Below are 20,684 nucleotides of genomic sequence, written 5' to 3'. Positions count from 1 at the left end.
GAAAAATATTTATATTTTATATGATGAATTTAGTTTATGTCTTTCAAGAATATCCGGTATTTTACCAACCCTATATTCCTCCGATTGTTAACGCATTAATGGATAGGAAAGATATTAATTTTAAGGTTAATGTATTTAAAGGCAATAAACAAGACTATATTGTTAAAATACCGCCTTATCATTTTAGGCGTATTTATGAAGCATTTTATCACTTAATTAAAAATTCCCCCAGAAAGCTTAATTACCTTGAAATACAAAGTCTGAAGCAACACGTTGATATATTACATCTTCAAGATTCATTTTTACATCCTAAAATAATAGGATTATTAGAGATAGAGGCATATAAACGTCCTAAAATTATTATAACTTTAAGAGGTGCTGATACCTATCTGAAGCCTTACGTTCTAGAGCGTTGGAAATTGTTCTATAAAAATTACGGAAATAAAGTAGATGCATTTATTACTGTAAGTAAGCATCAGAAAAAATATTTAACTAAATGGGGTGTGTCGGCAGAAAAAATTCATGTTATACCGATCTCATTTGGAAGTAAATCAAACGAAAGTCCCAGAAAACTGAGTCGAAATAAAATTAGAATAATTTCAGCTTTTCGCATGACTTGGGAGAAAAATATAGATTCAAACATTAGAGTGGTAAAAAATCTTATAGATAATGGATATGATGTTACATATGATATTTACGGCGATGGAGCCGATTTGGGTCAAGTGTTTTACTTAATTGATAGATATAATTTAAACGATTCTGTAAAATGTCATGGTAAAATTCCAAATGAAGAATTTAAAAGTATTTTGCCTAAGTATGACTTTTATTTGCAACTCAGTATTTCTGAATCAGCTGGTGCTACTATAATTGAAGCGCAGTCTTATGGTTTACCGTGTATTGTTTCTGATTCTGACGGTCTTCCTGAAATGATAATACAGAATGAAACAGGGTTTGCAGTACCATATTATGAAATTGAATTGGCAGCACAAAAAATTATAGAATTATATACAAATGAAAAAAAATACAATCTATTTTCAAAAGCATCAATTCAGTTTGTAAACAGTAAATTCACAGTTGAGAATGAAGAGAAATTGCTCGTGAATCTCTACAAACAATTGCTTAATTAATGAAATATGTGCGGATTTCTAGCCGAGTATACTTATACTAACATTCAGCTCTCAAACAAAGCATCGTTTTTAGAACTTCTTATATTATCTAAGCATAGAGGACCCAACAATCTTGGTTATTTAAAAGGAGATAATTATCAATTAGGCTTTAATCGATTGGCAATACGCGACACATCTTCAAAAGGTAGTCAACCCATGTTAAGCCCATCAGGTCGATATCATCTCTTATTTAACGGAGAAATTTATAATCATAATGAATTAATTAACAATTTTCAACTTTTTAATTTAGTTTCAACTTCCGACACTGAGGTGATTGTGCATCTTTTAGATAAGGTTGGTTTTAAAAAAACAGTGCAGTCTTTAAATGGCATGTTTGCCATTGTTGTTATTGATACGGTGGCGCAAACTTTATTGATGGCAAGGGATTTTGCGGGTATTAAACCCTTATTTTATGGTGTTTCTAAAAAAGGTATGGTGGCAGCATCACAATTCAATCAGGTTTTTAACCACCACTATTTCAAAGATAATCTAATGCTTCAAAAGGAGGTGATTATGGACTATTTTGGTATGGGTTATATGCAAGCACCAAACACCGTATTTAAGGATATAAAACAAGTTCAACCCGGCACTTATATAGAAGTTTCTAACACTGGTACTATCAATATTTCTGATTTTAAAAGTTTTGGTTTTAATAAGTCTACCGGTCAAGAATTTGAAATAGACATATTAAAACAAACACTCAAAAAGTCAGTATCATCGCAACTTGTAAGTGATGTACCCTTGGCAACATTTTTAAGCGGTGGCATTGATAGCCCTTTGATAACTGCTTTAGCGCATCAAACTAAACATGATTTAACGGCATTTACCATAAAAGTTGAAGACAGTAAACTTGATGAAAGTGTTTCAGCATCTAATTTTGCAACAAAACTGAATATTCGGCATGAGGTACACGCCGTCAATCAAGTAGACCTATTAAAAGTTGTAGATAATCATTTTGATTTTTTACATGAACCCTTTGGAGATTATTCGAGTATCCCAACTTTTTTAATTACCAAATTAGCATCTCAAAATTTCACAGTCATGTTATCGGGAGATGGCGGTGACGAATTGTTTTTTGGTTATCCCAGAATGATGGACATATACAAAAAAAGACATTGGTTTAAGATTCCTTTTGCGTCGCGAAAACCACTCATTAGATTATTGAATAAAATTGGGATTATAAATACTTGGGCACCTTTTCATCATCAAAACTTAGAAGACTGGATACAATCAAAACATTGTTATATTGATTTTAATAGACTAAAGAGGATGTTGCCCAACGCCCAATTTTCTCATGGTGCTAAAAATTTGTACAAATTACCAAACAAATTAAGTGCAAAAAAATTATTACTTTGGTTAAGATATAATGAGTTTTATGCGCATTTACAGCGTGTTTTAATAAAAGTAGATCGAATGAGCATGGCCAATAGTGTTGAAGTACGGGTACCTTTTTTAGACAAACAGGTTATTGAAGAAGCGCTGAATTATGTGCCTAAGCATTTTGAAAAATCAGAACACTTAAAAAAACCGCTAAAAGATTTATTAAAAGAATTTAATGAAGCACATTTAGAAAATAATCAAAAAAAAGGGTTTTCAGTTCCAATTAATAACTGGTTATTAAATGAGTTAAGAGAAGACCTAAAGACAGTTGTTTTTAACATACCAATTTATGGGTCATCATTTATTAATTCAAGTGAGATTAAAGATTTTGTTACTGAATTTTTAGATGGCACACATCAAAACGGTTGGGGCGTTTGGCATATTTATGCTTGGCAAAAATGGGCCATAAAAAATAATTTATTACAAGATTAAATTAAATTGTTTAGACTGACTATATAGTGATTAAGATTGCCATTTTTTCCGGTTCAATACCGAGTAGCACCTTTATAGAGAATCTGATTAAAGGCGTGGCTCAAAAGCACCAAGTTCAGTTATATGGGGTTATAGAAAAACCAATTGTATATGAACAGGGAAATATCCACATTTATAAAACACCCAAGTCTCATTGGGGCAATTTATGGCTCACAATTAAACGCATCCTAAAACTGGCTTTACAATCGCCAAAAAATCTTTCTATTTTACTAAAAGAAACAAAACGTTTTAAAAGTAACTACGAACGTTGGATATGGTTTACAAAGTTTTTACCTATTGTACTTTACAAACCGGATATCTTGCATTTGCAATGGGCGAGAGACTTAGAATTTTACTACTTTATGCAAAGTAAGTTGGGTATTCAACTGCTGGTAAGTTTGCGCGGTGCGCATATCAATTACACGCCCATCGTAGAACCGCGTATGGCTAAAATCTATCAAGAAACCTTTCCGAATATTTCGGCATTTCACGCAGTGTCAGAAGCTATTGCCCATGAGGCTAGTTGTTATGGAGCTGATATGAAGCGCATCAAAGTCATACGCTCACCGCTATCACCATTATTTATTGATTCTTATCAGCCTTGTAACAAACCTTCACATATGCCTTTACAATTGATTGTTGTAGGTAGGTTTCATTGGAAAAAAGGCTATAGTTATTTGTTGAATGCCATGCATATGTTAAAGCAACAAGGTCTAAGTGTGCATCTTAACTTTATTGGAGAAAATGACTATCCGGAGGAGATACTATTTCAATTACATCAGTTAGGCTTAGAAAACCAAGTTAATTTATTAGGTAAAAAGTCGCAAGAAGAATTGGCGACCTTATTAAAACAGCACCACGCCTTAGTGCTCCCCAGTTTAGAAGAAGGCATTGCCAACGTGGTATTAGAAGCCATGGCGCTGGGTGTACCGGTCATTAGCACCAATTGTGGCGGTATGGCAGAAGTCGTCAAACCCGGTGAAACAGGTTGGCTGGTACCCGTTAGAGACCCCAAGGCTCTGGCCGCTGCCATCACTAAGCTACACCACACCCCGGAATATGAGCTACAACGCATCACGGCTAATGCCCATCAATTGGTTAAACAACATTTTAATGCGGAGGATAGGATTGCGGAGTTTTTGGAGTTTTATGAGGATGTAGTTCGGAGTTCAGAGAATTAGTTATTGAGTCATTTGATCATTTAATCATTGGGTCAGCTCATTAGGTCATTGGGTGTCTAACCTCTAACTGTACGTCTCTAATATTGAATGAATAATTATAACTAATATAAAGAACCAATTGTCCCCTTGAGGGGACCTTAGGGGTGTAATACCTTTTGAAGGAATTGAAAAATTAAAAACAGTCAACTCTATTCAGGGAAGTTCAAAGCTGTAACCTCTAACCTCTAATATCGTACCTCTAATATCTAATTTCCTTTTTTCCTATCTTCGTCTCGGAGAAACTATGCAAACCATCAACACTTCCATCATACCAACGAAACAGACCTTTGCCAAGGTAGTTGCACCCCATGAATTGGATTTGGAAGCGATTTGTGTATTTGCGGCCATTGGTTTTTTTCTGGATACGGATACCTATTGGAAGGATAGTAAAGTATTGGCAGCAGCCTCCATTCACACCTTGGATGATAAAGGTTTTTTACAGCAAAGCAGGCCTTACTTCAAGTGGCATTACACGCCCAGAGATATCACCTTTCAACAGGCTTTGGAGGAGTTTACAGAATTGTTTGAAAGCATTATTGCGGAGCAGATTGGACGTCAAAAAGTCATCTTACCCTTATCAGGAGGCTTGGACAGCCGCACCCAGGCAGTGGCTTTAAAACGTTTGGGTGCTGAGGTGCACAGTTATAGTTATCAATTTAAAGGCGGTTATCCCGAAACACACATTGCCAAAGCCATTGCCAAAGCTTGCAACTTTAGTTTTAATGCTTATACCATACAAAAGGGCTACTTATGGAGCGTTATTGACCAACTGGCAGAACTCAACCAATGTTACAGCGATTTTACGAGTCCGCGACAAATGGCCATACACCACCAATTTCTGGAGATGGGAGAGGTATTTTCTTTGGGTCATTGGGGTGATGTATTGTTTGATGATATGAAAGTACCTGATGACTTGCCATTTGATGATCAGGTAACCCTACTGATTAAAAAGTTACTCAAAAAAGGCGGTTTGCAATTGGCTCAGCAGTTATGGCAGGCATGGGGACTGGAAGGAACGTTTGAAACTTACTTTAGAAATCGTATTACGGCGTTATTACAACATGTTGACATCCCTCATAACGCCAATGCCCAAATACGTGCCTTTAAAAGTTTGCACTGGGCACCGCGCTGGACCTCGGTGAACCTGTCGGTATTTAAAAGCGCTCACCCAATCACCTTACCCTATTACGACCAACGAATGTGTGAATTTATTTGCACGGTGCCGGAGGCTTACCTCAAAAACCGACAACTGCAAATAGCCTATATCAAAACCAAAGCACCTGAGCTGGCAAGGATTACCTGGCAAGACCAGCGGCCATTTAATCTTTATAATTTCCACCGCAATCAATCGCCTTACAATGTACCGCATCAAATAGCCGGCAAACTCAAACGCGGTATCAGTGCTGTATTGGGTAATCCCTATATACAGCGCAACTGGGAGTTGCAGTTTTTAGGTGCGGACAATCAACAACATCTGGAACAGGCACTGCTGCATCAGGAATTGCAGGAGCTTGTACCGGAATCCCTTATCAAAGCTAACTTAGAAGGCTTTTATGAACAGGATGCTTTGGCTAATGCCCATGCCATCAATACATTATTGGTGTTGTCCAAGTTTAATCAACAATTCCGACATGCCTAAAAAAATAAAAATACTATTTAGCATTCCCAATTTTGATACGGCGGGTAGTGGTAAGGTGGTTTATGACCTGGTGAAAGGTTTGGATAAAGAACAATTTGAACCACATATTGTATGTACCCACAATAAGGGTGCTTTTTTTAAGCAGGTGGAGTCCTTAGGTGTGCCGGTGCATATCTTTCAATTTTATACGCCTTATAAACCTTATATAAGTTTACCTTTTCGTCTGCTTAAAATAGTCAACTTTTTTAAAAAGCATCAATTCGATATCATTCACTCCTGGCACTGGAGCTCTGATATTACAGAACCCTTGGCGGCTAAGTTAGCCGGTATTCCATTTGTATATACCAAAAAAGCCATGGGTTGGGGTAATAAGGTCTGGTTGTGGCGCTCCAAATTGAGTACTTGTGTCATTACCATTAACCACAGTATGCAAGAGCAGTTTTTTAAGAACACCAAGGTTAAAACGCAATACCTGCCTTTAGGAGTAGATACTTCACATTTTCAAGTCCATGAAAAAGCCTATGTCAGTCCTGAAGGAATCACGGCTACTTCCAACGATTTTGTCATTGTGAGTGTGGCCAATCTGGTGCCGGTTAAGGGGATTGAGGTACTTTTAGAGGCCGTTTCACATCTGAATAATCCACGTATAAAAACTTTTATTGTAGGCGATGATCAAAGTGCTTATGCTCAGGATTTAAAAAAACGCTATACCCATTTAAACCACCTGCATTTTACCGGAAAACAAAGAGATGTAAGACCTTATCTGGCATTGGCAGATGTGTGTGTTATTTCTACTTTACAAAAGGGTGAAGGCTTACCCATAGCACCTTTAGAAGCGATGGCATCCGGCAACATAGTAATAGGTTCAGAAGTACCGGGTGTTATTGACCTGTTAAGTAATTTTCAAGAGCAGTTGTTTCCTGCGGGAGATGCTCAAGACCTGGCAAAAAAGATTACTGCAGTTATGGCAATGGATGGGACACAGCGCAAAGACCTGGCCATGGCCATGCGCAAAGAAGTTGAGCAGCGTTTTACACTTCAGCAGATGCTGGAAGGGCATGAGGGGGTTTATGCTCGGTTGGCAGGCAGGTAACCCTCCGTCCACCTTGCGGTGGACACCTCCCTTGTAAAGGGAGGAGCATTTGGGAGGGGTGATGTGGTTTGGAGCATGGTTTGAGTTTTGGAAAATATTAATTGAGATTTTTTGGTGTAGTTACTAAACCACCACCCCATCCAAAATGCTCCCCTCTTAATAAGAGGGGAATGAATGGCGCGCAGCGCCAGAAAGGGGAGTTCTCAAGGGGAGTTAAAAGAAGCCCGAATCTCCTCCAAAACCCCCACCAAATCATCAAACACCATCTTATTCTCAAACCTAATAACCCTATACCCGTGACTTTCTAAATAAGCAGTACGCTTGTCGTCGTACGCCTGAGTTTCAGGAGTGTTATGAATTTCACCATCCAGTTCAATAATTAATTTTTCGGAGTGACAATAAAAATCGGCTATATAATTTCCAATACTGAATTGTCGGTTAAACCGTCGGTTGCAAAGTTGCCTTGATTTAAGGTGTCTCCATAAAAAAGCCTCGGCCGGCGTCATGGATTCCCTCAATTTCTTGCGATAGGGTTTTAGATACTTTCTGGTGTGTAAGGGATTGTGCTTCATGGTTTAAAGCTAATATATTTTTGTGGGTTTTGCAAGAGGTTTGTGTGATTGGAACACTCAGGCCGCTTGGGAACCCTCCGTCCACCTTGCGGCGGACACCTCCCTTGAAAAGGGAGGAGCATTTGGGATGGTTGATGTGGTTTGGGAGATGGATAATAAATTTGCGCATTTTTTGGAAGCTTTTTGGTGTAGTAAAAAAAACTAATTCGGTAACATAACCACCAATTCCGTCCAAAATGCTCCCCTCTTTCTAAGAGGGGTTAGGGGAGTTCCGGCAGTTCCCCGAGTTCGCCATTTTGTTAATTAATAAATTATCCCGAATATTGAAGAAAAAAATACAACCACAGTTAACCATCACCTAACCAACCACCTTTAATGCTATTCAACTCCATCGATTTTGCCGTGTTTTTACCAATAGTGTTTGTGCTTTACTGGTTTGTAACACAAAAGCACTTGAAACTGCAAAATGCCCTGATAGTAGTAGCCAGTTATGTATTTTACGGCTGGTGGGACTGGCGCTTTTTAAGTCTCATTGTGTTTAGCACCCTGGTAGATTACAGTATTGGGTTATGGTTACAACAAACTAATTCTGAAACCAAACGACGTAGCCTGCTATGGTTGAGTATTCTTGCCAACCTGGGCTTTTTAGGTTTCTTTAAATACTACAATTTCTTTGTCGATAATTTTGTAACGGCCTTTAGTTTTTTTGGCTCGGCTATTCAACCCAATACCTTAAACATTATTTTACCGGTGGGGATTAGTTTTTATACCTTTCAAACGCTGAGTTATACCATCGATGTTTATAGACGCAAATTGGAACCCACCAAAGATGTGGTAGCCTTTGCAGCCTTTGTAAGTTTCTTCCCGCAATTGGTGGCAGGACCCATAGAGCGCGCTACCAATTTACTGCCACAGTTTTACCAACAGCGCCAATTTCATTACAGCAAGGCGGTAGATGGCTTACGTCAAATACTCTGGGGCTTGTTTAAAAAAATTGTCATTGCCGATAACTGTGCCGTCTTTGTCAACACCATCTTTGATGGTCATGCCGGCTATTCGGGCAGCACTTTGTTTTTAGGGGCGGTGTTTTTTGCCTTTCAAATTTATGGGGATTTTTCGGGCTATAGCGATATAGCCATTGGTACGGCAAGGTTGTTTGGTTTTAACCTCAAACAAAACTTCGCCTTTCCATATTTCTCAAGAGATATGGCCGAGTTCTGGAGGCGCTGGCACATCTCGCTGTCTACCTGGTTTAGAGATTACGTGTATATACCCCTGGGCGGCAGCAGAGGCGGCAAAGGGATGCAATTGCGTAATGTGCTCATTATTTTCTTGGTAAGCGGTTTTTGGCATGGAGCCAACTGGACCTTTATTGTTTGGGGCGCTTTAAATGCGGCTTACTTTTTACCCCTGTTATGGACCAACCGCAACCGCAAGCATACCAACGTCGTGGCAGAGCACAATAAATTACCAAGTGTAAAAGAATTACTCTTGATGGGCTTAACCTTTGTGGCCACCGTATTGGCTTGGGTGGTGTTTAGAGCGGACAACATTGGGCATGCCGTGGCTTATTTAAAAGGAATCTTTCAACGCAGCTTGTTGAGCATTCCCGAAGTGAGACCCAGCTTTTTGTTGTTGTTTATCCTGGTGTTTGTCTTTATAGAATGGTGGGGAAGAAGGGATCAATATGCTATTGAAAAACTGTGGCTTGAGTATCCACGCTGGTTAAGACTATTGATTTATTATTTCATCATCATGCTCATCTTCCTGTATGGCGTTAAAGAGCAGGAGTTTATTTATTTTCAGTTTTAGTATGAAGCGGTTTATTTGGCATATCATAGGGTTTATTTTAATTACAGGTTTGAGCTGCTATATTATTTTTATGCAAGCTGACGGTTATACAGATGCATTTTATGTAAAATTTACTACACCCAAACAAAATTCGCTCATTGTAGGCTCTTCTAGGGCGGCACAAGGATTACAGCCAAATAGCATGAGTCGTGTCCTTCCAAATTATCCAATATATAATTATGCATTTTCAAGAATACATACGCCTTATGGAAAGCCTTATTTAGAGAGTATCAAGCTTAAATTAAAAGAAGATTCGAAGAAGGGTATTTTTATTGTCGAGGTGAACCCCTGGAGTATTTGTAAGCAAAAAAATGAAGTTTTAGACTCGGTGAATTTTAGAGAAAACAATTCTTTTTTAGGAGGTGTGAAAAATGTTTCAGTTAAGCCAAATTTAGAGTATTTAATGAATTTTTACGAGGGTAAAAATGTTGATATTTTTACAAAAAAGGGAACTAATTATCATAAAGAAATTTTATTTGTACATGATGATGGATGGTATGAAGTTAATCTAAACGATTCGCCAAAAAAAAGAGACCAAAGGATTAATAGTACAATAACCAGTTATTCTAAAATTAGGACTGATTATCAAGGTCTCTCTGATATACGTTTGGATTATTTAAAACAAACTATTGATTTTTTACAGTATCATGGTAAGGTGTTTATGGTAAGAATGCCTGTTCATAGTAACATGCTTGCGATTGAGAAGGAGCTGATGCCTGATTTTGACCAAAAAATGCTTGAAGTAAGTATGGAGTTAGAGTTACCCTATTTTAATTTCACACATATGGTTGATCAATTTCAATACACTGATGGACATCATTTAGATATTGACTCCGGGTCAAAGTTTTCGGTTTTATTAGCACAAAAAATAGTAGCTTCGCAATAAATGTTGATGTTTTGAAAATAGGTATTGTACTCTCTCAAACGCCTGTGTATTCTGAAACCTTTTTTAATCATAAAATTAAAGGCTTACAGGATGCGGGATTTGAGGTACAACTCTTTGTGAGCAAGGCTTCTCCACAATTCAGCTTATGTAAAGTACAACTGCTGCCGAAAGTGTACAAGCGTCAACCCATTACATTTGCCTGGCATATCCTTAAAACTTATATGGGCTTATTGACGCATATTAAAAGGGTGAAAAAATACATTGCCTTAGAAAAAGCCCGTGGAACAACGGCAGCTGTCATTGCCAAACGCCTGTATTTAAATGCACCTTTGTTAGGGGCTCGTTTAGATTGGCTGCATTTTGGATTTGCTACCATGGCACTACAGCACGAATTGGTGGCGAAGGCCATTGGGGCCAAAATGGCGGTGAGCTGCCGGGGTTACGATATGGATGTCTATCCTTTAAAACACCCCGATGCTTATAAAACCTTATGGGCACAGGTCGATAAGGTTCATGCCATATCACAACACATGTTAGGTCAAGCCAAAAACACCGGCATGCTTGAAACCACACCTTACAGCATCATTACTCCGGCCATCGATATCACTGCGTATCAGCAAAGAATCACAAATACTGAGCCTGGATCGGTTATATCCATTTTAAGCGTGGGACGTTTGCATTACATCAAAGGTTTTATGGACACCTTAGAGGCTTTGGCAATTTTTAAACAAAATTATCCGGCTCATCGATTTCAATATAGCATTATTGGTTCGGGAGAGTTGTATGAACCCCTGATGTTCGCCATTCATCAATTAGGATTGAGTAAAGAAGTAAAGCTCATGGGTGTACAACCACATGAAGCTGTATTAAATGCTATGAGAACCTCAGATATTTATATCCAATACAGCCATTCCGAAGGATTTTGCAATGCTGTTTTAGAAGCACAAGCCTCTGGTTGTTTGTGCATTGTTTCTGATGGAGGCGCCCTGCCCGAAAATGTAGTTGATGGTATTACCGGCTTTGTTGTCCCCAAACGTGAGCCGCATAGTTTGGCCCAAGCCCTGTTAAAAGCGATAGAATTATCAGATCAAGAACGTGAGTATATCATTACGAATGCCGGAACAAGAATTGAACAAGCGTTTAGTTTAAAGGCACAGCAGGAAAAGTTTACAGCCTTTTATCAATCATAAAAACAGATTGTCATTTTAAAACTAAGACGGTGCAGGTGCTTTAAAATATTTAATCTGTTGATTCAATTAAAGATTGGCATAGGTTAAGTTTGTAAATATTGCTATTTTGCCATTCTTGAAAAGCGTACATTTATTACTAAAAAATGAAGTTATTAAAACTTACCATATGAACCCGTTTGTAGTCACCTTGTATAATAGTATTCCGGCCTCTCTTAAAAAGCGACTTGGTCAGTCTGCTAGACTGAAATGGCTGAGAACCTTACTACTCCAATCAAACAAAACCTATAAAACCTCAACGGTGCAGGTTAGCAGGTTGTACGGAGCCCAACAGGTGGTTTTTAAATTTACAGCACCCGTAAAAGTTGCGGCCAGAGCATTGCAAAGGGGCATTGAAAATACCTTATTGAACAATAGTATAAGCTTGTTTAAACAACAGCATTGGCCTGATAATGCAGTCATATTTGATGTAGGCGCCAATTTTGGGTACCTGAGCCTGGTTTGGTCGCAAACACTGGCTAAAAACGGACAAGTACATGCCTTTGAAGCCAATACATGGGTGAGTGATTGTTTGGTCAAGTCGGTTGCTGAAAATGATTTACAACAAAGCATCACATTGGTTAATAATGCAGTAGGCGATGTTTGTCAGCCGGTTCAGTTGTTTTTGAATCATTCTAGTTCTAACGTCTTAGACCTGCGTCATAATGAAAATTCAGTAACCATCGATATGATTACCATCGACAGTTATGTGAAACAACAAAACATCACACGTTGCGATTTGATTAAAATAGACGTGGATGGTATTGAACCGGCCATTTTAAAAGGCGCCAAAGAAACCATTTTAAAGTTTCAACCTATGGTAATTGTTGAAACTAATAACAATATTGATATGATTACATGGTTTGAAAATATTGATTATCAAATTTTAACTATGAAGCTGAAGCCATACATAAAAGGCGATGTGTTGCCTCCTAATATTTTTTGCCTACCTAAAGCAACGCTGTAATGCCATTTAGCTTTTTATCATATCTACAACCGGTACATTACTTTAGACTCCCTAAAAGAGACGGACATTACGCGTTTCCAAACGTAGCGGCCTTACCTGAAGATATTCTAAAAGAAATACCTGAAGACGCCCATTATAAAAGTCAGTTATCGAAGGACTACGACAGATCCTGGCAAGCCCTGCACCGGGGTTATATTGGAAAGGCCGATACCTATCAGCAATTTGAACCGCTGCCTTTAGCCGACAACTACCGCTTTGCCTTTAAATATTTTAGCAAATGGTGGGTGCTATGGGTGTTGCTGATGCGTTTGGCAGGCTTGAACAATCCGTTTAAAGAGCTCAACGCCTATTGGCAGGTGCGCAACACGCCTAGATCAACCGCCTACAATACGCCCATCGCTCAGTTGACTTTAACATCCAAAACCGATTTGGTTAACCGGTCACCTTTTGTAAGCGTGATCATTCCCACCTTAAATCGCTATGCGTATTTAAAAGACGTGCTAACAGACCTTGAGCAGCAAGATTACCGCCACTTTGAGGTGATTGTAGTGGACCAGTCGCAACCCTTTCAACCGGAGTTTTATAAAGCTTACAATTTAGAGTTACAATTAACACATCAGACAGAAAGGGCCTTATGGCTGGCACGCAACACGGCCATTAAACGTGCCAAAGGCAATTATATCCTGCTGTTTGATGACGACAGCAGGGTCAGTGCGGATTGGATCAGTAACCACCTCAAGTGTCTGGATTATTTTCAAGCAGATCTGTCTTCAGGCGTCTCTATTTCCGCCGTTGGCGCTGAGGTGCCGGCACATTATGCCTATTTTAGGGTAAGCGACCAGTTAGATACCGGCAATGTACTCATCAAAAGGAGTGTTTTTGAAACCATCGGGCTATTCGATCGGCAGTTCGAAAAACAGCGCATGGGCGACGGTGAGTTTGGCTTGCGAGCCTATTTAAACGGGTTTTTAAACGTATCAAATCCACTGGCCAAGCGCCTGCATTTAAAAGTTGGCACCGGTGGCCTGCGCGATATGGGCAGCTGGGATGCCTTTAGAACCCAAAACTTATGGCAACCGCGTCCCATTCCCAGTGTGCTGTATTTGTTTAGAAGCTATTTTGGAACCAAGGCTGCCAAACGGGCATTATGGCGCAATATCCCCATATCCATCATGCCTTATCGATTTAAAGGAAATAAGTGGCTGGTTGTTTTGGGAATTCCTTTAAGCCTGTTACTTTTACCGTTGGTTGTATTGCAGGTAGCTAAGTCCTGGCGATTGTCGGGTATTAAAATGAAGGAAGGGGCGAGGATTGAGAGATTGTGAGTTAGAGAAAAGAACAGAGAGAAGAGAGAAGAGAACAGGGAGAAGAGAACAGAGAAAAGAGATATTTGAAGTACGATATACGATATTAGAAATGAGAGGTGAGAGGTTAGAAGTGTGTACGTCCCTGAATAGCGTTGACCATATAAAATCGATTTATCAAAATTGGAGCTTTTCCTGCCGGCCGGACAGGCGGGTTTGTTCCCTTTAGGGTTATCTTGTCCGCCGGAGCTAAAGCGAAGGAGGAGGGCAGACAAAAAAAGCGGATTTAGACTGGGTTTTGGATGGCAAGTTTTGAGAGAAGAGAGATAGATTTGAAGTACGATATACGATATTAGAAAAGAGAAAAGAGAAGAGAGAGAAGACCTGTCTGCCCTTCCAGCCGGCAGGCGGGCGACAGGCAGAGAGAAGAGAACAGAGAACTGTTAATTTTAGAGTTTAGAGTTTAGAGTTCAGAGTTCGGATAATTTGAGTCTTGATACTTAATACTTAATACTTAATACTTAATACTTAATACTTAATACTAAATACAGTTTACTAATAAAAAAAGTCATTAATTGCCTAAAAAAAGCATCCTCATACTAACCACTGAATTTCCGCCCTTGCCTGGAGGTATTGGGGTGCATGCCCAACAAATGGCAAAACATTTAAGTGCTTTTGGTTGTGAAGTAACCCTTATAGCCGATCAACGCACTGATGCTGCCAGCGAAGCTGTTTTTGACGTTCAACAACAATTTACTGTTAAACGCGTAGCCATGCAAAAGCCGCGTTGGCCAATGTATTTCAAAAGACTTAAGCTCCTTTTTAAATTGGCGAAGCAACATGACGTTTTAATAGCTTCCGGTAAGTTTGCCTTATGGGCGGTGGCTTGGATGCGCTTGTGGTACCGCAAGAAAACCCTCGCGGTGATTCACGGCTCTGAAGTTAATTTTAAATCACCTATTTTAAATTATTCCATTCGTTTGGCCTTAAGGCATTTCGATACCCTAATTGCCGTTTCTAGACATACTGCCACGTTTGTAAAACCCCATCATTCAAATGTGGTGGTTATTCCTAATGGATTCGATCCTGAAAAATGGTCTAAACCGGCTGTAGCAAAGCAGCCATCGGCATCTTATCCTATATTGATTACCGTAGGAAATATTACCGAGCGTAAAGGTCAGGCCAATGTGGTGCGCCAATTACCTGCCCTGCTCAAAGCATTTCCTTCGTTGCATTATCATTGCGTGGGTATTCCAACAGAAGTAGAGCAACTTACGTCATTAGCAAATAGTTTGGGTGTTGAAAAACATCTGACGGTTCACGGTCGTTTACCGGATGAGCAGGTAGAAGCGCTTTTACGTCAAAGCGATGTTTTTGTAATGCTAAGCACTACTACTAAAACGGGCGATGTAGAGGGTTTTGGTATTGCAGTGTTAGAGGCCAATGCACTTGGTTTACCCGCAATAGGCAGTTTAAACAGCGGTTTGGAAGATGCCATAGCTCATTTAAAGTCTGGTTGTTTGATTGCAGCGAATGATACCGAAAATTTTATAAGCGCCTTGCAGGATATCAAAGTGCAATACAACACCTATAGTAAACAGGCCATATCATGGGCCAACCGTCACCATTGGCAGACAACTTTTGAAGCCTATTATCAAAGCATCGCGCTATGAAACTGCTCATCATATCCCATACCGAACATTACCAACTGCCCGATGGAACGGTCGTAGGTTGGGGTGCCACCGTGCGGGAGCTCAACGCTCTGGCCGATATGTTCGACGATATTTATCACATGGCCATGCTACATGAGGGAACGCCGCCCTTAAGTGCCTTGCCTTATACGGCGCAAAACATTCATTTCATTCCATTGAAGCCACTGGGCGGAAAGAGTTTAATAGCAAAGATTCAGTTGTTATGGCATATGTCGGGGGTCATCCATCAGGTATTTAAATATTTAAAAAAGGTAGAGGTTTTTCAGTTTAGAGCGCCCACCGGTATTGGGGTGGTCCTTATTCCGCTTTTAACATTCTTCACTCGCAAACACGGCTGGTACAAATATGCCGGAAACTGGAGGCAACAAAAGGCACCATTGGGATACGCCTGGCAACGCTGGTGCTTGAAACATCAGCGCCGAACCGTCACCATTAACGGTTTTTGGCCGCAGCAACCCAAACATTGCCTGTCGTTTGAAAACCCGTGTTTAACAGCAGCCGAGTATGCCCTGGGTGCTGAGGTCTGTCAAGCCAAATCCTTGGATAAGCCTTTAGAATTGTGTTACGCCGGTAGGGTGGAATTTGAAAAAGGCGTTGGGACTTTTTTAAAGGCCTATGAGGCCTTAGACCCAAAATTACAACAGCGCATTAGCACCGTGCATATTGTGGGTGAAGGTAAGGACCTTGAAACTTTTAAAGCACAATACCGCAATCAAGACCGTATCAGGTTTTACGGCGCTTTACCCGGCAACCGCTTATTCGACATCTACAAGACGTCGCACTTTTTTGTGATGCCTACCACCGCCTCTGAAGGATTTCCAAAAGTATTGGCCGAAGCCATGAATTTTGGCTGTATGCCGATGGTGTCTGATATTTCGGCCATTGGTCATTACATTCACAACGGCGTCAACGGCTTTCTATTGGAGGCGCCCAATGCACAAGAAGTTACGAATGGCATTATAAAGGCATTACAACTGTCGCCTCACATGCATCAGGCCATGATGAAGGCCGGCAGAGATACTGCTGCTAAATTCACCTTTGAACATTATCAAAAACGCCTCAAAAAGGATATCTTAGAAGCTCCAAACACCTTTAAAAACAAAGATGGCCTTTAACACTAAAGATAAATATCTGCAATTGGTGCTGCTACATATTGGTTTGGGAGTGCTTATTTTTGCTTTTCAGCCGCTTGCCAATGGTTTCTTTTTACTGGCTACATTCTATTTTTTACTGCGCATCATTCTGGTACCGCCATCGGCTAAAACCAGAGAAATTTTACTGGCTTGTGCTTATTTTACAGGCGCCGAAATTTTTTTTAGAATGACCAAAGGCGGTCTGGCTTACGAATCTTCTAAGTATTTGGTAATTTTATTTATGTCGATGGGCATTTTTTATAAAGGGGTTTCGGGTAAAGGTTATCCTTATTTTATTTATTTGATTTTAATGGTGCCGGCCATTCTGGTGGCCTCTAATACCTTGAGTTGGGGTGCTAATTTTAGGACCAATATTGCCTTTGTATTAAGCGGCCCCGTTTGTTTGGGCATGGCTGCTTTGTTTTGTTACGACCGTAAAGTTTCGGTAAAAACCTTATTGGATGTTAATCTTTACATTTTACTCCCCATTATTACCACCACCACTTACATTTATTTGTACAATCCTTCTATTAAGGATGTTTTGTCGGGTACAGCATCGAATGCTGCGGCCTCCGGTGGTTTTGGGCCCAATCAGGTGGCGACTATTTTAGGTTTGGGGATGTTTGCGGCTGCGATACGTATTTTTTTGCAATCGCCAACCGTTTTTTTAAAAGTGCTCAATACCATTATTTTAAGTGCCATGACCTATCGGGCCATCGTCACCTTTAGTCGTGGTGGGATTTTTGCAGCGGTCATAGCCATTGTAGCGTTTTTGGCCATATATTTCTTTCAGGCCAAGGCAAGAAGACAAGGCGAAATCATTATCTCCATGGGCTTGTTTTTTGTAGCCATTCTCATGACCTGGAATATCAGCTCTACGCAAACTTATGGCTTAATTGACAAACGCTATGCCAATCAAGACGCATTAGGTAGAGAGAAGAGTGATCTCACTACGGGAAGGGTACAATTATTTTTAGAAGAAGTAGACGGTTTTATCAACCACCCTTTTTTGGGGATTGGGGCCAGCAGGGTAAAGGATATTCGTGTGGAGCGAGATGGCGATCACTTACCTTCCCACAATGAATTAGGTCGCTTAATGTCTGAGCATGGTTTTTTGGGGATTGTCATCATTTTAATTTTAATTATTAAACCATTAGATTATAGGAGTAGAAATCGCAATAATTTGTTGTTTTTTGCCTTTTTGGCCTTTTGGTTTGCCACCATCAACCACTCCGGTATGCGCATCGCCGCACCGGCTTTTTTATACGCCTTATCTTTAATCAACGTCACCAATGAAACGCCTGCTTTACATAGGAAACAACGTTAATAACAAACGCAGTAATGTGTCTACCATACAAACCTTAAGTGCTTTGCTGCAACAGGAGGGTTATACCGTGTATTTATCCTCTAGCAGTAACAGCAAAGTGTTGCGCATGATGGGGATGTTGTTTAATTTTTTTCAAAGGTTTAAAACCGTTGATGTTATTTTGATAGATACCTACAGCACCCTTAATTTTAATTATGCTTTTATTATGTCGCAACTGGCCAGAATTTTTAGAGTGCCTTACATACCAAGTTTAAATGGTGGCAATCTGCCGCATAGATTAAAAAGGAGTCCGTTGATGTCTAAAATGATTTTTTCGAATGCGGCGGTTAATATTACCCCTTCCATTTATTTACTGGAAGCCTTTAAGTCGCACGGTTATCATAACATTACTTACATTCCAAACACCATTGTTTTAGACAAATACCACTATCAATTCAAGGCCATTAGTACCATCCAATTGCTATGGGTGCGCTCTTTTAGCAGTATTTACAATCCGCAAATGGCGGTAAGCGTCTTACACGCTTTGCAGCAACAGGGTAATCAGGCCAGCCTTACCATGGTAGGCCCCGACGCAGACGGCAGTTTAAAGGAGGTAAAGCAACTGGCAGAACAATTGGGGGTAACGGTGAACTTTACCGGGAAATTACCAAAACCACAGTGGCATGCCCTGGCCAAACAGCACAATGTGTTTATCAATACCACGCATTTCGATAATATGCCGGTAAGCGTTATTGAGGCCATGGCGCTGGGCTTACCGGTGGTGAGTACCGGTGTGGGCGGTATGCCGTATTTGGTGAAAGATGGGGTAGATGGGCTGTTGGTCCCTGATGGAGATGTGAAAGCGATGGTTGCGGGGATTTTGAAATTGAAAGAGGATCCGGAGTTAGCGCAGAATATAAGTGCTGCCGCACGGGTTAAGGCGGAGGGTTTTGATTGGAATGTGGTTCGAGAGAAATGGATCAAGGTTCTTAGTTCCTAGTTTCTAATTCAGAGTTTGTTGTTTGTTGAGTTCTAAATAGGATTTAAACAGCTAATTGAATCCTCCCACTGCAATTAAACTCTGTTAAATGGTTATACCACAAAGTTCACGAAGAAGGCACAAAGTTCCACAGAGCCTTTTTTGAACGATTTTAAACTCGGTGTGCTTTGTGCAAACCTTGTGCTCTTTGTGGTTATAGAAATTAATTCAAAACCTCAACAAAAGGGCGTCATTGCCTGCCGGCCGGCAGGCGGGCGAACCCCAACTTGTTGGGGTGAAGCAATCTCCTCGAGTTGGCACAAATGTTCTTTAAAATGAATTTAAAAATAGAAGGATTGATCACATAAAATTGCCTCAGTTAATTGAATACTCTTAAGTGATTATACCACAGAGTTCACTAAGAAGGCACAAACCTGCCTGCCGCCCGCCTGCCGGCCGGCAGGGCAGGCAGGGTTCCACAGAGTGTTTTTTGAAAGTTATTACACTTGGTGCGCTTTGTGCAAACCTTGTGCTCTTAGTGGTTATGAAAAAAAATACATTTATCAATAAATCAAACTCCGCGAACCTCTGTGGAACTTGGTGAAATTAATCCGCGTTGTAAACGCTTTATCTACCAAGTATTTTGATAGTTAGGTACTCGTTGCAAACGCCTGCGCGCCTGTGGCGGGAGCACCAGAGTGAGCACCAGAATGGGCACTGGAATGAGACCCTAATTGCGCATAGTTACTGTTAGATAGCGCCTTTTTTATTCTGTCAATCTTGTTTTAATATCCATTCGTTGATGTAAAATTCTAATGACTTCAATTTTACTTATTTTATGATTATTTTTATAGAATATAAAATGTGACTTTATACGTGAACGAAAATATCCTTTTCTTATATTTTCATAATTTTGACCTGAATCAGGATGTTCTGCTAAATATTCAATCTCGTCAATTATTAAATTAATATACCTGTCGGCTTGCTCTTTAGACCAATTTTCAAATGTATAAAGCCAAATATTTTCAAGGTCAAGATGTGCTTCTCGACTTATTTTATACTTCATTTTTTGACCTATGCTTTTGTTCAAGATTATTTAAAAAATCTGTTCGGTCAAAATCTTCAATAAAACCTGATTTTTCGCCTTTTTTTAATTCCTCTATCAACTCAATTCTTTTGGATTCTTCCTTTTCAAACATTCGTAATGCGGCTCGAACGACTTCACTTGCAGAAGCGTATTTTCCGGTTTTCACCTGCTTATTAATAAAGTCATCAAAATAGTCCCCTAATAAAATAGATGTGTTTTTTGCCATAACATTAACTTTAATGTAAATATACCAACTATTGGTATAAATTTCAAATTTTATTCTAATATTTTTGATCTTATGTTGTGGTTAACTAACTACTTATTATAAGTTTATCAGGTTGTATTTTTAAGAGATTCACCTCGCGTTAAACACGCTAGGTGTATTAAGTATTTTGATAGTTTGGGTTGACCGTTTTATGAAGTTCTGAGTTAAATGGACCGATGACAGATGTTAGGTGACGGATGTGGTTTTTTGAGTCTATGATTCCCGATAGCTGCAGGGATGAGTTTGGAGTTCGGAGTTATTAAGGTAAAGAATGAACAGAATAGAATTATTCCTAAATAGAGCTTTTTTTCTACCCTTTAGGGTTAGCCTGTCCGCCGCCTGCCTGCCTCTGGCATGGGAGCTTTAGCGAAGGAGGAGGCAAAGAAAAAAAAGCGACGTTAATATGGTGGGGTTTGATTGGAACGTG

At 39.8% G+C, this 20,684-nt stretch carries 17 protein-coding genes; 14 read left to right on the top strand and 3 right to left on the bottom strand.

What is annotated here, in order from left to right; all coding sequences use genetic code 11:
• Nucleotides 1-20: 20 nt before the first annotated feature.
• The 5 genes from FJ651_RS06740 to FJ651_RS06720 all read left to right on the top strand — a co-directional run bounded on the left by FJ651_RS06740 (nt 21) and on the right by FJ651_RS06720 (nt 6,969).
• Nucleotides 21-1,127 (top strand): glycosyltransferase family 4 protein, encoded by a 1,107-nt coding sequence (locus FJ651_RS06740; protein WP_140989716.1) that lies wholly within the window; start codon nt 21-23, stop codon nt 1,125-1,127.
• 6 nt (nt 1,128-1,133) lie between these two features.
• Nucleotides 1,134-2,978, top strand: coding sequence for an asparagine synthase (glutamine-hydrolyzing) (asnB, locus tag FJ651_RS06735; protein WP_140989715.1), 1,845 nt, complete (start codon nt 1,134-1,136; stop codon nt 2,976-2,978).
• Between the two features lie 26 nt (nt 2,979-3,004).
• The gene (locus FJ651_RS06730; RefSeq protein WP_140989714.1) at nt 3,005-4,198 is read left to right on the top strand and encodes a glycosyltransferase family 4 protein; all 1,194 of its coding nucleotides are present in this window, start codon (nt 3,005-3,007) and stop codon (nt 4,196-4,198) included.
• Between the two features lie 283 nt (nt 4,199-4,481).
• Nucleotides 4,482-5,876 carry an asparagine synthase-related protein gene (locus FJ651_RS06725; RefSeq protein ID WP_140989713.1) on the top strand — a complete coding sequence of 465 codons (1,395 nt, stop codon included), beginning with the start codon at nt 4,482-4,484 and terminating at the stop codon, nt 5,874-5,876.
• Nucleotides 5,869-6,969 carry a glycosyltransferase gene (locus FJ651_RS06720; RefSeq protein ID WP_140989712.1) on the top strand — a complete coding sequence of 367 codons (1,101 nt, stop codon included), beginning with the start codon at nt 5,869-5,871 and terminating at the stop codon, nt 6,967-6,969. Before FJ651_RS06725 ends, FJ651_RS06720 begins: the two co-directional genes overlap by 8 nt.
• Before the next feature lie 203 nt (nt 6,970-7,172).
• On the opposite strand, the gene FJ651_RS06715 is transcribed toward FJ651_RS06720, so the two are convergent.
• The gene (locus tag FJ651_RS06715) at nt 7,173-7,541 is read right to left on the bottom strand and encodes an endonuclease domain-containing protein (protein ID WP_140989711.1); all 369 of its coding nucleotides are present in this window, start codon (nt 7,539-7,541) and stop codon (nt 7,173-7,175) included.
• 375 nt (nt 7,542-7,916) lie between these two features.
• Here FJ651_RS06715 and FJ651_RS06710 point away from each other — a divergent pair, with 375 nt between their 5' ends.
• From FJ651_RS06710 to FJ651_RS06670, 9 genes are all read left to right on the top strand, one after another.
• A complete protein-coding gene (locus FJ651_RS06710) occupies nt 7,917-9,353 on the top strand; it encodes an MBOAT family O-acyltransferase (protein ID WP_140989710.1) in 1,437 nt (478 codons plus the stop codon).
• Nucleotide 9,354: 1 nt separating this feature from the next.
• On the top strand, nt 9,355-10,278 hold the full coding sequence (locus tag FJ651_RS06705; RefSeq protein ID WP_140989709.1) for a hypothetical protein: 924 nt from the start codon (nt 9,355-9,357) through the stop codon (nt 10,276-10,278).
• Nucleotides 10,279-10,289: 11 nt separating this feature from the next.
• Nucleotides 10,290-11,468 (top strand): glycosyltransferase family 4 protein, encoded by a 1,179-nt coding sequence (locus FJ651_RS06700; RefSeq protein ID WP_140989708.1) that lies wholly within the window; start codon nt 10,290-10,292, stop codon nt 11,466-11,468.
• A 166-nt stretch (nt 11,469-11,634) separates the two neighbouring features.
• Nucleotides 11,635-12,471, top strand: coding sequence for an FkbM family methyltransferase (locus tag FJ651_RS06695; RefSeq protein WP_140989707.1), 837 nt, complete (start codon nt 11,635-11,637; stop codon nt 12,469-12,471).
• On the top strand, nt 12,471-13,796 hold the full coding sequence (locus FJ651_RS06690; RefSeq protein WP_140989706.1) for a glycosyltransferase family 2 protein: 1,326 nt from the start codon (nt 12,471-12,473) through the stop codon (nt 13,794-13,796). The genes FJ651_RS06695 and FJ651_RS06690 overlap by 1 nt, the downstream gene beginning before the upstream one ends.
• Nucleotides 13,797-14,350: 554 nt before the next feature.
• Nucleotides 14,351-15,448, top strand: a complete 1,098-nt coding sequence (locus FJ651_RS06685) for a glycosyltransferase family 4 protein (RefSeq protein WP_140989705.1) — start codon at nt 14,351-14,353, stop codon at nt 15,446-15,448.
• The gene (locus FJ651_RS06680) at nt 15,445-16,602 is read left to right on the top strand and encodes a glycosyltransferase (RefSeq protein ID WP_140989704.1); all 1,158 of its coding nucleotides are present in this window, start codon (nt 15,445-15,447) and stop codon (nt 16,600-16,602) included. Before FJ651_RS06685 ends, FJ651_RS06680 begins: the two co-directional genes overlap by 4 nt.
• Nucleotides 16,592-17,947, top strand: coding sequence for an O-antigen ligase family protein (locus tag FJ651_RS06675; RefSeq protein WP_140989703.1), 1,356 nt, complete (start codon nt 16,592-16,594; stop codon nt 17,945-17,947). The genes FJ651_RS06680 and FJ651_RS06675 overlap by 11 nt, the downstream gene beginning before the upstream one ends.
• The gene (locus FJ651_RS06670; protein WP_140989702.1) at nt 17,913-18,926 is read left to right on the top strand and encodes a glycosyltransferase family 4 protein; all 1,014 of its coding nucleotides are present in this window, start codon (nt 17,913-17,915) and stop codon (nt 18,924-18,926) included. The genes FJ651_RS06675 and FJ651_RS06670 overlap by 35 nt, the downstream gene beginning before the upstream one ends.
• A gap of 745 nt (nt 18,927-19,671) precedes the next feature.
• Here the strand turns inward: FJ651_RS06670 and FJ651_RS06665 are convergent.
• Both FJ651_RS06665 and FJ651_RS06660 read right to left on the bottom strand, forming a co-directional pair.
• Nucleotides 19,672-19,971 carry a type II toxin-antitoxin system RelE/ParE family toxin gene (locus tag FJ651_RS06665; RefSeq protein WP_140989701.1) on the bottom strand — a complete coding sequence of 100 codons (300 nt, stop codon included), beginning with the start codon at nt 19,969-19,971 and terminating at the stop codon, nt 19,672-19,674.
• On the bottom strand, nt 19,961-20,218 hold the full coding sequence (locus tag FJ651_RS06660; RefSeq protein ID WP_140989700.1) for a type II toxin-antitoxin system ParD family antitoxin: 258 nt from the start codon (nt 20,216-20,218) through the stop codon (nt 19,961-19,963). The genes FJ651_RS06665 and FJ651_RS06660 overlap by 11 nt, the downstream gene beginning before the upstream one ends.
• Between the last annotated feature and the right edge of the window lie 466 nt (nt 20,219-20,684).

It is taken from the genome of Paucihalobacter ruber (assembly GCF_006494535.1).
GTDB classification, from domain to species: domain Bacteria; phylum Bacteroidota; class Bacteroidia; order Flavobacteriales; family Flavobacteriaceae; genus Paucihalobacter; species Paucihalobacter ruber.
The sequence above is the reverse complement of the archived record's forward strand: the minus strand, read 5'-3'. Positions and strand labels throughout refer to the sequence as shown.

What these genes read in the sequence shown, in the direction of transcription:
- FJ651_RS06695 (WP_140989707.1), top strand. Translation starts at nt 11,635, where the DNA reads ATGAACCCGTTTGTAGTCACCTTGTATAATAGTATTCCGGCCTCTCTT.
- asnB (WP_140989715.1), top strand. Translation starts at nt 1,134, where the DNA reads ATGTGCGGATTTCTAGCCGAGTATACTTATACTAACATTCAGCTCTCA.
- FJ651_RS06715 (WP_140989711.1), bottom strand. Translation starts at nt 7,541, where the DNA reads ATGAAGCACAATCCCTTACACACCAGAAAGTATCTAAAACCCTATCGC.
- FJ651_RS06705 (WP_140989709.1), top strand. Translation starts at nt 9,355, where the DNA reads ATGAAGCGGTTTATTTGGCATATCATAGGGTTTATTTTAATTACAGGT.
- FJ651_RS06710 (WP_140989710.1), top strand. Translation starts at nt 7,917, where the DNA reads ATGCTATTCAACTCCATCGATTTTGCCGTGTTTTTACCAATAGTGTTT.
- FJ651_RS06670 (WP_140989702.1), top strand. Translation starts at nt 17,913, where the DNA reads ATGAAACGCCTGCTTTACATAGGAAACAACGTTAATAACAAACGCAGT.
- FJ651_RS06680 (WP_140989704.1), top strand. Translation starts at nt 15,445, where the DNA reads ATGAAACTGCTCATCATATCCCATACCGAACATTACCAACTGCCCGAT.
- FJ651_RS06690 (WP_140989706.1), top strand. Translation starts at nt 12,471, where the DNA reads ATGCCATTTAGCTTTTTATCATATCTACAACCGGTACATTACTTTAGA.
- FJ651_RS06740 (WP_140989716.1), top strand. Translation starts at nt 21, where the DNA reads ATGATGAATTTAGTTTATGTCTTTCAAGAATATCCGGTATTTTACCAA.
- FJ651_RS06725 (WP_140989713.1), top strand. Translation starts at nt 4,482, where the DNA reads ATGCAAACCATCAACACTTCCATCATACCAACGAAACAGACCTTTGCC.
- FJ651_RS06720 (WP_140989712.1), top strand. Translation starts at nt 5,869, where the DNA reads ATGCCTAAAAAAATAAAAATACTATTTAGCATTCCCAATTTTGATACG.
- FJ651_RS06660 (WP_140989700.1), bottom strand. Translation starts at nt 20,218, where the DNA reads ATGGCAAAAAACACATCTATTTTATTAGGGGACTATTTTGATGACTTT.
- FJ651_RS06675 (WP_140989703.1), top strand. Translation starts at nt 16,592, where the DNA reads ATGGCCTTTAACACTAAAGATAAATATCTGCAATTGGTGCTGCTACAT.
- FJ651_RS06665 (WP_140989701.1), bottom strand. Translation starts at nt 19,971, where the DNA reads ATGAAGTATAAAATAAGTCGAGAAGCACATCTTGACCTTGAAAATATT.